Annotated in this window: 10 protein-coding genes; 1 reads left to right on the forward strand and 9 read right to left on the reverse strand. The window is 69.7% G+C overall.

Annotated elements, in window-relative coordinates:
- Nucleotides 1-151 precede the first annotated feature (151 nt).
- On the forward strand, nucleotides 152-616 hold the full coding sequence (locus ACIRRY_RS48550; RefSeq protein ID WP_403986646.1) for a hypothetical protein: 465 nt from the start codon (nucleotides 152-154) through the stop codon (nucleotides 614-616).
- A 393-nt stretch (nucleotides 617-1009) separates the two neighbouring features.
- Here the strand turns inward: ACIRRY_RS48550 and ACIRRY_RS48555 are convergent, their stop codons facing one another.
- The 9 genes from ACIRRY_RS48555 to ACIRRY_RS48595 form a co-directional block, all read right to left on the reverse strand.
- Nucleotides 1010-1915, reverse strand: a complete 906-nt coding sequence (locus tag ACIRRY_RS48555) for a hypothetical protein (RefSeq protein ID WP_403986475.1) — start codon at nucleotides 1913-1915, stop codon at nucleotides 1010-1012.
- A 109-nt stretch (nucleotides 1916-2024) separates the two neighbouring features.
- Nucleotides 2025-2384, reverse strand: a complete 360-nt coding sequence (locus ACIRRY_RS48560; protein WP_403986477.1) for a hypothetical protein — start codon at nucleotides 2382-2384, stop codon at nucleotides 2025-2027.
- 68 nt (nucleotides 2385-2452) lie between these two features.
- The gene (locus tag ACIRRY_RS48565) at nucleotides 2453-2992 is read right to left on the reverse strand and encodes a hypothetical protein (protein WP_403986480.1); all 540 of its coding nucleotides are present in this window, start codon (nucleotides 2990-2992) and stop codon (nucleotides 2453-2455) included.
- Between the two features lie 60 nt (nucleotides 2993-3052).
- Entirely contained in the window at nucleotides 3053-3601 is a 549-nt protein-coding gene (locus ACIRRY_RS48570) for a hypothetical protein (RefSeq protein WP_403986483.1), read from the reverse strand.
- Between the two features lie 413 nt (nucleotides 3602-4014).
- Nucleotides 4015-5493, reverse strand: a complete 1479-nt coding sequence (locus tag ACIRRY_RS48575) for an aldehyde dehydrogenase family protein (RefSeq protein WP_403986486.1) — start codon at nucleotides 5491-5493, stop codon at nucleotides 4015-4017.
- Nucleotides 5494-5544: 51 nt separating this feature from the next.
- On the reverse strand, nucleotides 5545-6600 hold the full coding sequence (locus tag ACIRRY_RS48580; protein ID WP_403986489.1) for an oligopeptide/dipeptide ABC transporter ATP-binding protein: 1056 nt from the start codon (nucleotides 6598-6600) through the stop codon (nucleotides 5545-5547).
- Complete coding sequence (locus tag ACIRRY_RS48585; protein WP_403986492.1) at nucleotides 6593-8584, reverse strand: dipeptide/oligopeptide/nickel ABC transporter permease/ATP-binding protein; 1992 nt, start codon at nucleotides 8582-8584, stop codon at nucleotides 6593-6595. Before ACIRRY_RS48585 ends, ACIRRY_RS48580 begins: the two co-directional genes overlap by 8 nt.
- Nucleotides 8581-9519, reverse strand: a complete 939-nt coding sequence (locus ACIRRY_RS48590; RefSeq protein WP_403986495.1) for an ABC transporter permease — start codon at nucleotides 9517-9519, stop codon at nucleotides 8581-8583. The genes ACIRRY_RS48585 and ACIRRY_RS48590 overlap by 4 nt, the downstream gene beginning before the upstream one ends.
- Before the next feature lie 66 nt (nucleotides 9520-9585).
- Nucleotides 9586-11196 carry an ABC transporter substrate-binding protein gene (locus ACIRRY_RS48595; RefSeq protein ID WP_403986498.1) on the reverse strand — a complete coding sequence of 537 codons (1611 nt, stop codon included), beginning with the start codon at nucleotides 11194-11196 and terminating at the stop codon, nucleotides 9586-9588.
- Nucleotides 11197-11439 lie beyond the last annotated feature (243 nt).

Consider the following 11439-nt stretch of genomic DNA (forward strand, 5'->3'; position numbering starts at 1 on the left):
ACCCGCTTGCGCAGGAGCTTGAAGCCCGCGCGACCGTACATCTGCCGCTTGAGCATCTTGATCCTGTTGACGTGTCCTTCGACGACGCCTGAGCTGAGATCTGACACCACCTGGCGTGGGGTGAGTCCGGTGTCTGGTCGAGCCGTAAACGATGGACCTCAGCGCCTGCGTGATCGATGATCGGACCGTGAAGAGAGTCATCGATCTTGATCAAGCGGTCGTCGAAGTTGCGGAGCGTCGACGTGGGTGGGGGTCCGCAGGATTGGCTGTCGGGCCTGTCAGTTGGCGTGACGAAGCAGCTTCTTGGCCTCAGCAGCTTGAAACGGACCGCTCGCGAGTGGAGGACCCCGATTCAATCGGCGTCCGTATCACGGGGCTGGAAGAGGCCGAGCTTTGCGTGGTGCTGTTCCGCGGTGGCTGGGCCGATGTCGACTTCATCGCGAGCATCGATGATGCCGGTGTGCTCCCTGCCCCGGATGTGAGTTCGCCGCAAGCCTTCGGGAACCTCCTTGACCGTTGCGTGTCCAGGGTGTTCGGTCCTTCGCAGCAGCCATCGTCGACCGCCTCACCTTCGGCGGCAACATCATCGAAGCCGGCACAGACTTCTACCGCCTAGGAGCTGAGCGCAGTCATCGGTCCTGCAGACGAGTGCGCGCTTGACCGCGCCCTCAACGATCCCTTCGCACCCTAAGACCTCCCCTGGTGGATGCGTCGAATCGGTGTCTAAACCTCCAGCCGGTTTGGTTCTGACCGACATGTCCAGGCACCCCAGGCCAGCAACGCTGCCAGCACTGGCTGACATTCGTTCTTCGTTTTCCCGTCATCGACGTACTCAGGAGTCCGTAGCGATGGCCGGTTCCGCGATGCCGTGTGGCTTCGCGGTGGAGGGGTGGCTGGCCTCTCCATACCGGCCATCGTGCGGCGTTCTGGCCCGCCGGGAGTTCGTCGATCCCTTCAACCAGAGGCCGCGGTCTTACGGTATCCCGCCTGTGACGCAGTTCCGCTGCAGTCAGGACCTCGAGGACCGGCGGGCGGCCAGGTCCTCGATACGTGAGCGTTTCCAGCGCTGCTGACGGGGGCGGCCGGCGCTTCCGCGCCGGTACTCGAACCCGTCGGGCTGGTCGAGGTCGGGCAGGAGTCCGTGCCCGAGCGCGCTGATGAAGCTGTCGGCGCTGCTGTATCCGAGGATTTGGGCTGCTTCGGCCGCGCCGACCAGGTCCGCGTTCTCGTCCTGGTCTGCCGGCGGCAGCACACCACGCGTGCGGGCGGCAGCGACGACCGTGGCTCGGCGCCACATCTTGTGCGCTGGCCCGCGGCTGCCTTCTTCCTTCTCCAGGGAGTCCGGCTCGGGCAGTTCGGGGATGCGCCCCTGATACAGGGCGCTGGAGAAGGAAGCCGTACTGCTGTAGCCGAGCAGGACGGCAACAGCGGCCGTGCCGAGGAGCTCCTCGGGATCGCCGTCCGCCGAGACCGCGGGCCGCGCAGCCGCCGGCGCGGAGCTGCGCCGGCCTTTGCCGGGGCGGTTGGCCACCCAGGTGACGATCGTGCCGCGGCGCCACTTCTGGCCGTCGGCGTCCTCGTCGGGCTCGGGGAAGTAGCCGGGCCGGTCGCGGAAGTAGGCGTCGATGGTCGACGTGCGGGTGTATCCCAGAATCTGGGTTACTTCCCGCTTCGTCAGAAGCTCGTCCTGGTCGGCATCGAGCACCGCGGCCGGCAGCGCGCGCTTCTTCGGTGCGCGCTGCGCGAAGAACGCGGCGACCTCGGCGTGGCGCCAGAACCGCTTGCGGCCCTCGGCGTGTGCGACCGCGGGGAAGCCGCTGTCCGCGTTGTTGCTCCACTCGCTGACCCGGGACTTGCTCGTGCCGAACTCGGACACGATCTGCGCGGTGTCCACGAGCCGGTCGGCGGAAGACATCGGGTCCCCTCTGCAAGGATCAGCACGGCGGCGTCGGCACTCGGACGAGCGCGACAGGTTCGATAATGCCAAAAAAGGTGATTTGCTGTCCAGCCTGACGCCAAATTGCCTACAGGACTTCCTCGCCCAGCAGACACGCTCCGAAGCGCGCCGCCCGCTCCGCCAGATCGGTGTAGGCCATGGCGGCCGGCGCCGCATCCCAGGTTGCGAACGCGAGAGCGGCGACCGCCTCACCGCGCAGCATCCCCTTCTCCCACGGTGCGCCGACAGCGGCACACCGCTCGGCGACCTCGGCGTCGGACAAGGGCGCGGTCTCCCGGCCGATGCCGCCCTGGACGTCGGCGACACCCTCGCACCAGGCACGGTGGCCTGCGGACAGTACGTCGCGCAGCGCATCCGGGTCGCTCATGTTCCGGGCCTGGGCAGCGAGTTCGAGCAGCAGGGCGGTGGGGTTCATCTCCATGGTCATCTCCAATATCCACTGTAGGGGGTGTCAGCCGCGCCGTGGGGGAGCCTCGGCGCGGCAGACGGTGGTCATCAGCTGTGAACGGTGCAGCCCTCGCACACGGCGCGGCCGCGACGGCGGGCCAGGTCGGGCTCCTTGCGGGGTTCCTTCGCCAGCGCCGCCCGCACCTGGTCCTGCAGGACGGTGAACTCCGGGCCGTCGTCCGGGCAGACGACGCCGGGATCTGGCGCCTCGCACTGCTCGGAGTGCCGGATCAGGTCGGTGATGCGCCAGTCCGCGCGGAAGCTGTCGCCCCGCACCTGCTCAACCTCGGCGTACAGGTCGGCAAGCCGCGGCCGCCGGCCGATGGAGAGCAGCACGTCGCGGCGGGAGGCGAAGACACACAGCGAGCACGAGCAGCGCGAGGTGCCTCCCCAGTCGCCGGCGCCGGGCACGGAGTCGTACGTCCATGAGTAGGGCACGGGCGCATCCGCGTGCCACTCCTTGACCGCGGCGGTCGGCCAGTCCTTGACGGGCAGCCACTCGTCCACGACCCGCGCCCCGTTGGCCTGCACCGTACGGAAGGCAGGGCGCTTCTTGCGGTCGGGGCCCTCGTCGCTGCGCAGACCCATGACCTTCAGGATCCGCACCGGCCGGCCGAACTCGCGCCGCAGCGTGCTGACGATCGGGGTTCAGGCGCTGGAGACCACGCTCTCCTTGGCGCTCTTGCGGCAGTACGGGCTGCCCATGCGCGGGAACCGTCCGTACGCCGCGATCTCGGTGAGCAGACTGTGCGGCATCCGGGTTCCGTCCGGGCCGGGCATCATGCGGGTGACCTCCCGGTGCCGGTCGTTCGGCACCCCGAACGCGGCGCTCTGGAGGGCTGCGAGCTCGGACACCCCCGGATAGCGGATGCCGTCGAAAACGACGGACGGCCACTCCAAAACTCCGTGGAATCGCAGGCTTACCCAACGGGACGTGCGGGGTGACGCGGCCAGCTTCTCGGTGGCGAAGGACTGTGACGCCTGCTGTGCCAGCCAAGCCGCATTAGGGCTGGACGACACGGTGCCGGTGACCGATGGACAGGACGTGGCTTCGGCGGCGGTGGCGTCAGTCTGTGTAGCCGCGAAGCTTTGCCCGCCCGGTACGGCGCTCTCGCCGAGGAGCAAGCCGACCGCCAGCGCCAGCGCTGCCGCCAGTCTGGTGAGCGGCCTCCGCCGCGGGAGACTCAACATGATCATCACTCAGCCTTGGTAGAAGGTGACGTTGGCCACGGTGGTCCGTGGTGTGCGGATGCCCCTGTCGCGGAGCCGGCCGTCGGGGCCGATCTCAAGGGGTGAAGAGGTCGTCGTTGTACAGGCGAGGCCTGTCGGGCGGGACGGCTCAGCGGCGGGGCCACGTGCAGCCAGCGTCAGCGAATGGGTCGTGCGGAGTTTGCCGGTGTGCTGTTCGATCCCGGAGACGGCGACGTCTTCGAAACCGGACACGTACTCATGGGCACGGTCGCTTGCCAGGCTGTCCTTGGAGACCCGGAAGAGGTTGCGGAGACAGCGGGTCCCTGGGGTCGGCCGGAAGGCGCTGGTGGTCCGGCCCCTGAGCCGCAGGGGCCGGACCACCAGCTCATGCGCGTGCCCTGCGACGAGGGACCCGCGTGTCAGCCGGCGTCGATGATGACCGCTTTGACCTGGGTCCAGTCCTCCAGGTAGTCCGGGCCCATGGAGCGGCCGAAGCCGCTGTTCTTGTAGCCGCCGAAGGGGGTGCCGATCGATCCCGTCGGGCCGCCGTCGCCGACGGTGTTGACGGCGACCTGACCGGCCTCGATGCGGCGGGCGAGCCGTATCGCGCGGCCGATGTCCCGTGTCCACACCGTGGCGGTGAGTCCGTAGCGGGTGCCGTTGGCGGTGGTGACCGCTTCGTCCTCGTCCTCGTAGGTGAGGACGGAGAGCACCGGGCCGAAGATCTCCTCCTGGGCGATGCGCATCTCCGGGCGTACCTGGTCGAAGAGGGTCGGTGCGACGAAGTACCCGTCGGAGTAAGGGACTTCGGTGAGCTTGCCGCCGCCGACGACCACCTCGGCGCCCTCCTCGCGGCCGATCGCCAGATAGTCCAGCACCCGCTTCTCCTGCCGGGCGTTGATGAGTGGGCCCATGTCGACGGGCTGGTCCCACAAGCCCACCCGCACGGAACGGAAGCGCTCGGCCAGTTCCTCGACCAACCGGCCGTGGAGGGAGGAGTGGACGAGCACACGTGAACCGGCGGCGCAGACCTGGCCGCTGTTCATGATGATGCTGCGGACGATCGCGGGGACGGCCTTGTCGAGGTCGGCGTCGGGCAGCACGATCTGGGGGGACTTGCCGCCCAGCTCCAGTTGCAGGGGTATGAGGTTGCGGGCGCAGGCTTCCATCACGGTGGTGCCGGTGGCCGGTGAGCCGGTGAAGCTCATCTTGCGGATGCCGGGGTGCGCGGGCAGGGCCGCGCCCGCTTCGGCGCCGTAGCCGGTGACGACGTTGAGGACGCCGGGCGGGATCCCCGCCTCCAGGGCGAGGCGGGCCAGGTAGAGGGCGGTGAGCGGGGCGTCCTCGGCCGGCTTGAGGACGACCGTGTTGCCGGCGGCGATCGGGGCGGCGGTGTTGAAGACGGTCATGGGGCCGGGCGCGTTCCAGGGGATGATCGCGCCGACCACGCCGTAGGGCTCGCGCAGGGTCAGGCCCAGGACGTCGGGGGAGCGGGTGGGCAGGGTGTCGCCGAAGACCTTGTCGGCTTTGCCCGCGAGGTAGGTCAGCCGGGCCGCGATGGGGGAGGGGCCGACCGGGTGGCCGACTTCGATGGCTTCCAGCCTGTTGATGTCGTCGTCGTGCTCGCGGACCAACTCGGCCCAGCGGTAGAGGAGTTCGCCGCGCGTGGCGGGGCTGGTGTCGCGCCAGGCGGGCAGGGCGGCCTCGGCCGATCGTACGGCGTCGTCGATTTCCTCGGCGGTGCCGCGCGGGACTCGGGCGATGACGGCGCCGGTCGCCGGATTCACCACGTCGAGCGTTGACTTGGAGCGGGCGGGCACCCATTCGCCGGCGATGAGATGGGTGCCGTCGGGGAGCAGAGTGGCGATGTCGAGGGGGACGGGGGCGGTGGTGGTCATCGTGCTCCTTGTGCGGTGAGGCAGAGGGGAGGGACGAGGCCTGTTCGGCGGTCAGGCGGCTCCGGCTGTCGCGTGGCCTGGCAGGGCTGCGCCCGCCGCGATCTCGTCCCGGCGGTGGCACGCGACGGCGACCCCGTCGTGCTCCACGAGTTCGGGCTGGGTGGACCAGCAGGTCTCCTGGGCGAACGGGCAGCGGGGGGCGAAGGCGCAGCCCTCGCTGACGCGCCCTGTCGCGGGGGTGGCCGCGGCGGCGAGGCGCCGTTCTGCCTGGCGGAGGCGCTGGGCGACGGGGTCGGGGACCGGTGCCGAGGCGAGCAGGGCGCGGGTGTAGGGGTGGGCGGGGCTGTCGGCGACGAGCGCGGCCGGGCCGCGCTCGACGACGCGGCCGGCGTACAGGACGACGATGGTGTTGCTGAGGTAGCGCACCACCGACAGGTCGTGCGAGATGAACAGGTAGCTCAGCCCGCGGGTTTGCTTGAGCCGCGCCAGCAGGTTCAGGACCTGGGCCTGGACCGACAGGTCGAGGGCGCTGACCGCCTCGTCGCACACGACGAACTCGGGCTCCATGACCAACGCCCGTGCGATGGCGATGCGTTGACGCTGTCCGCCGGAGAACGCCGCGGGGTAGCGGCGCGCGGCGCCGGGTGGCAGTCCGACGTCGTCGAGGGCGCGCAGGACCCGCTCACGGATCTCGTCGCCGGACAGGCCCAGGTTGTACCGCAGGGCCTCGGCGAGTGTGTCGCCTATCGTGTGGGCGGGATTCATGGAGCCGTACGGGTCCTGGAAGACCACCTGCATTCGGCGGGCCAGCAGGCGGCGGTCGGCTCGTGTGCTGTGCGTGATGTCGACGCCGTCGAACGTGATGGTGCCGCCGGTCGTCGGCACCAGCCCCAGCACCGCGGAGCCGATGGTCGACTTGCCGGAGCCGGACTCACCGACGAGGCCGACGGTCTCGCCGCGCCCCATGGTGAGGTCCACACCGCGTACGGCCTTGACGTCGCCGCCGCGCATCCGGGAGCGACCGTAGGTGACGTCGAGTCCGTGCACCTGGAGGAGAGGGCCGTCCGTGTCGGGCGACAGCACGTTGTTGTCGGTCTGTTCAGTCATGGGCTCCTCCTCCGATCAGTTCGAGCGGGAGGATGCACCGCGTCGACCGTTCCAGCTCGACCAGCTGAGAGATCACGACGGGTTTCTCCCTGCAGGCCTCGGTCACCCTCGGGCAGCGGTTCTGGAAGTGGCAGCCGACGGGCCACTGGGTCGGGGGCGGCACCGCGCCTTCGACGGCGGGCAGTGGCTGGCCCGGCAGGGCGTGGTGGGGGTCGGACCTCAGCAGCCCAGCGGTGTAGGGGTGGGTCGGCGTGGTCACGAGCGCGGTGACCTCGGCCTCCTCTACGACCTCGCCGGCGTACATCACCACGGCGCGGTCGCACAGGTCGGCCAGTACTCCCCAGTCGTGCGTGATGAGGACGACGGCAGTGCCGGAAGCCTGGAGTTCACGCAGCAGGTCGAGAATCTCGGCCTGCACGGTCACATCGAGGGCGGTGGTCGGCTCGTCGGCGATCACCAGGGCCGGGTCGCCCGCCAACGCGGCGGCGATACCGACGCGTTGGGCCATTCCGCCCGACAACTGGTGCGGGTAGCTCTTCGCCACCCGGGCGGGGTCGGGCAGCCGTACCTTCTCGAAGAGCTCCAGCGCGCGCTCGTGGGCCCGCTTGCGGGTGCAGCCGGTGTGCAGACGTACGACCTCGGCGACCTGGGCGCCGGCGGTGAAGGAGGGGTCGAGGCTGGAGACGGGGTCCTGGGAGATCCAGCCGATACGGCGTCCGCGGACCTTGCGCAGCGTGGCCGTGTCCGCCTGGGCGAGGTCGGTGCCCTCGAAGAGGATGGTGCCGGAGGAGATCCGGCCGCCCGCGGGCAGCATGCCCAGCAGCGAGGTGGCGGTGACGGTCTTGCCGCAGCCCGTCTCGCCGACGATGCCCAGTACCTCGCCGGCCCGCAGGTCGAAGGACACGTCCCGGATGACTTCGGTGGGCGTGCCCTCGATGCGCAGGGACACCGTCAGACCGCGTACTGACAGCAGGGCGTCGGCATCGGGCTCCTCGATCACCTGCGGTGGGGCGGAGGCCGTGGCCCGCGTCGGCTCGGGCGAGGCTCCGCGCGGTCGTCCCATCCGGCGGGAGGGCGGCTTGTCGGCCGGGGGTGAGTAGCGTTCGGCGAAGGTGTCGCGCAGGCCGTCGCTGAGCAGGCCGAGCGCCACGATGAAGGAGACGATCATGAAGCCGGAGGGGATCAGCAGCCAGGGGTCGGTGCCGATGTTCTTGGACGCCTCGGCGATCATGCTGCCCCAGCTGGCGTCGGTGGTGCCCAGTCCGAGGAAGCCGAGTCCGGTCTCCAGGAGGACGGCGTAGGCGCCGAACACGGAGGCCTGGACGAGGACGGCGCCGGTGACCCGGGGCAGGACGTGTCGGCGGATGATGACCCGGTCGCTGATCCCGCCGGCGACGGCGGCCCGGACGTACAGCTCCTCCTTCACGCCGAGGGTGGCCGAGCGGACGACCCGGGCGAGAAGCGGTGCCCCGAGCAGACCGTTGGCGGCCATCGCGGCGCTCTCGTTGTTGGTGAAGACCGAGAGGACCACCAGCAGGACGATGATGACGGGAACGGCGGAGATCAGGTCGGCGCTCTTGAGGACGAGCCGGTCGAACCAGCCGCCCCGGTAGCCCGCGATCATGCCGGCCGGGACACCGAGCGTCAGGTAGACGGCCAGGGTGATCACTACGCCGAGGAGGGTGATCTGCCCGCCGTGCATCAGGCGGCTGAGTACGTCCCGGCCGAGTTCGCCGGTGCCCAGCCAGTGGGCGCCGCTGGGTCCTTGGAGGGCATGGGTGAGGTCCTGCTCGTCGGGGTCGTACGGAGCGAGCGGGCCGGCGAACACGGTGACCAGGACGACGAGGAGGAGGTAGCCGGCGGAGACGGCCGCGATCGGCCTGCGCAGCAGCCGCGCCACGAAGCCGCGCCGCGCGGCACCCCGGCGCGGACCCTCCCGTCCGCTCTCGGGTGCCGTCTGACGTGCGATCACCGGGCTCTTCATGTCCGCACCTTCGGGTCGAGCATCGAATACACCACTTCGATCAGGAGATTGATCAGCATCACGGTCACCGTGAAGACGAGGGCGACGCCCTGGACCATCGGGATGTCCTGCGTCTGCGCGGCGGTCACGGCCAGACCGCCGAGGCCGGGCATCACGAACAGGGTCTCGGCGAGGACGGTGCCGCCGAAGAGCGTCACCACGACCACGCCCAGCACGGTGACGATCGGCGCCGCCGCGTTGCGCAGCACATGCCGGAAGATCACCGACCGCTCGGGCACACCGCGGGCCCGCAGCACGCGGACGTACTCGCGGTCCAGTTGGGTGAGCACGCCGTCGCGGGTCTGCTTGGCCACGGGAGCGGTGGCCGGCACACCCAGCGTCAGCACGGGCAGCACCAGCGATTCGAACCACTGCACCGGTGACTCGGTGAACGGGACGTAGCCCGTGGCGGGGAAGAGCGGCAGCTGCACGGCGAACGCGGTCATCAGCACCAGGCCGAACCAGAAGTTCGGCACGGCGAGCCCGACCAGTGAGATGCCGTCCACAGCCCGCCCGAGCCATCCGCCCTTCAGCGCACTCAGCACACCGAGCACCACGCCCGCCACGGCGGCCACCAGGATCGCGCCCCCGATCAACGAGAGCGTGACGCCGAGGCGGGAGGTGAGCTGGTCGCTCACCGGTACCCCGGAGGTGATGGAGTCGCCGAGGTCGCCGTGCAGGGCGGCGGTCAGCCAGTCCCAGTAGCGGACCGGCAGCGAGTGGTCGAGGCCGAGCTGCTGGTCAAGTGCCTTGACCTGGGCGGGACTTGCGTTGGCGCCGAGGATGGTGCGACCGGGGTCGCCCGGCACCAGGCTGGTCAGGACGAAGGTCAGGACGCTGACGCCGAACACCACCGGGATCGCGCCGAGCAGCCAGCGGAAGAGGATCCTGTGCATCTCACCTCACTCCTTTCTTGGGCCGGGCGGCCCCCGTCGTCAGGTACAGGGGGCCGCCCGGGGTCTCTACTTGGTGGCGTAGAAGGCCAGCGGGCTGGCGAAGGGCGCGCCCGCGCTGACCTTCACCCCGCCGATGCCGGGCCGGACGTAGTAGTTGACGGGGGTGAAGGCGACCGGCGCGAACCAGGCGTTCTTCACCAGGTACTCCTGCATCTGCTGGTCGAGCTCGGCCCGCTCGGCCGTGTCGGCGGCGGCCGCCTGGTCGAACAGCTTGGTCAGCTCGGGCGCGGTGGTGCCGAAGCCGTTGAAGACCTTCGAGCCAGGCATGAACAGGTCCTGGCCCTCCAGGTACATGGGCTCCTCGGTGAAGCCGCCCGAGACGGCCGGGTACTTCTTGTTGGTCTGGTTCTCGACGAACGAGGTGATGCTGGTGACGGCGGTGACCTTCACCTTGATGCCCACCTTGGACAACTGACCGGCGATGGCCTGAGCCATGGTGTCGAAGCCGACGAACGTGGCCGCGAGGACGGGCAGCGTGAAGCCGTCGGGATAGCCGGCCGCTTTCAGCAGTTGCTTGGCCTTCGCCGGGTTGTACGTGTAGTAGTCCGCGAGGTCTGCCGAGTAGCCGTCGCCGCCCTTGATGACGGTCTGCACGGTCGGCGTTCCGCTGTCACCGAGCAGCGCCTTTGTCACCGCGTCCCGGTCGATCGCGTAGTTGATCGCCTGTCGCACCCGGACGTCACCGAGCGGCTTGGACACCTCGCCGCCACGGTCGATCAGGCTCAGCCCCTGGAGGATCACCGGCAGTCCGACCGTCGACATGCCCGCCGACTTGGCCGAGGCGGCGGAGGTGTAGTCGCCCTTGTAGACGTCGATCTGGCCCGTCTTCATAGCGTTGACCGCGGTCTGGCCGTTCTGCACGATCTTCATGACGATCTTCTTGTAGTGCTGCTTCGACTTGTCGTAGTACGACGGGTTGGACGTATAGGTGTAGTGGTCGCCGGCCACGCTCTGCGAGGGCTGGTAGATGTAGGGCCCGGCACCCTGGCTCGTGTTGGTCGGCGTCAGCTTCGACGCGCTCGCGAGTCCCTTGGGGCTGATGATCTGCCCGATGCCGTACGACTGGGTCAGCAGCGTCGGCAGGATCGGGTTGGCCTTGGCCAGCTTGACGGTCAGCGCCAGCGGGCCCGTGGCCGTGATCGTCGCGTCCGTGAGGTAGTGGGCCTGGTTGCCCTGCGCCTTCTTCGCGTACTCCAGGGACGCCTTGACCGCGTCGGCGGTCACGGCCGTGCCGTCGGCGAACTTCACGCCCGGGCGGAGTGTGATGGACAGCTCGGTGTTGCCCGAGCCGACGTAATTCCAGGACTTCGCGAGCGCCGGCTGCACGGTGCCGTCGGGGGAGAGGTAGAACAGCGACTCGTACGACAGCATCGTGAAGTCGACGAACCCGAGGTCGAGGCTGCCCGGGTTCATGGTGGGCGGAGCCTGCTGCTCGGCCACGGTCAGCGTGTCGCCGGCGACCGCCTTGCCGGTGCTCTTGGCGCCGATGGTCGAGGCGGTGCCGCCGCAGGCGGTCAGGGTGAGGGCGAGCCCGGCGGACAGGGCTACGAGGCCACCGCGGGCGGCCCGGCGTGCTCTTGGGCTGGGCAGGTGGGAAGCGGAGTCGAGGGAGTGCATGTCTTCTCCTTGCGCCACGGGAGATCCGCCACGGCGGCGGAGACCGGAAGAGCGGGCAGCTGAAGGTGATGAGGAACATCTGTACGCGTCGGGCACGGGCGACGACGGCCGCGGGGCCCGGGTGGCGCCCAAGAACGGGTTCCACCTGCGCGTGTTCACGGAAAGTGCGAGCCGGCCGGCGGAGGGCCGGGAGGTGAGGAGGGTCGGGTGCGTCGCTGGGGACCGCCGTGCGGCGACGGCCGT

This window comes from Streptomyces sp. NPDC101776 (assembly GCF_044766845.1).
Classification (GTDB): domain Bacteria; phylum Actinomycetota; class Actinomycetes; order Streptomycetales; family Streptomycetaceae; genus Streptomyces.

Coding starts and splice junctions, on each gene's coding strand:
- ACIRRY_RS48570 (WP_403986483.1), bottom strand. CDS start 3,601: ATGATCATGTTGAGTCTCCCGCGGCGGAGGCCGCTCACCAGACTGGCG.
- ACIRRY_RS48560 (WP_403986477.1), bottom strand. CDS start 2,384: ATGACCATGGAGATGAACCCCACCGCCCTGCTGCTCGAACTCGCTGCC.
- ACIRRY_RS48590 (WP_403986495.1), bottom strand. CDS start 9,519: ATGCACAGGATCCTCTTCCGCTGGCTGCTCGGCGCGATCCCGGTGGTG.
- ACIRRY_RS48565 (WP_403986480.1), bottom strand. CDS start 2,992: ATGGGTCTGCGCAGCGACGAGGGCCCCGACCGCAAGAAGCGCCCTGCC.
- ACIRRY_RS48580 (WP_403986489.1), bottom strand. CDS start 6,600: ATGACTGAACAGACCGACAACAACGTGCTGTCGCCCGACACGGACGGC.
- ACIRRY_RS48555 (WP_403986475.1), bottom strand. CDS start 1,915: ATGTCTTCCGCCGACCGGCTCGTGGACACCGCGCAGATCGTGTCCGAG.
- ACIRRY_RS48575 (WP_403986486.1), bottom strand. CDS start 5,493: ATGACCACCACCGCCCCCGTCCCCCTCGACATCGCCACTCTGCTCCCC.
- ACIRRY_RS48595 (WP_403986498.1), bottom strand. CDS start 11,196: ATGCACTCCCTCGACTCCGCTTCCCACCTGCCCAGCCCAAGAGCACGC.
- ACIRRY_RS48585 (WP_403986492.1), bottom strand. CDS start 8,584: ATGAAGAGCCCGGTGATCGCACGTCAGACGGCACCCGAGAGCGGACGG.
- ACIRRY_RS48550 (WP_403986646.1), top strand. CDS start 152: ATGGACCTCAGCGCCTGCGTGATCGATGATCGGACCGTGAAGAGAGTC.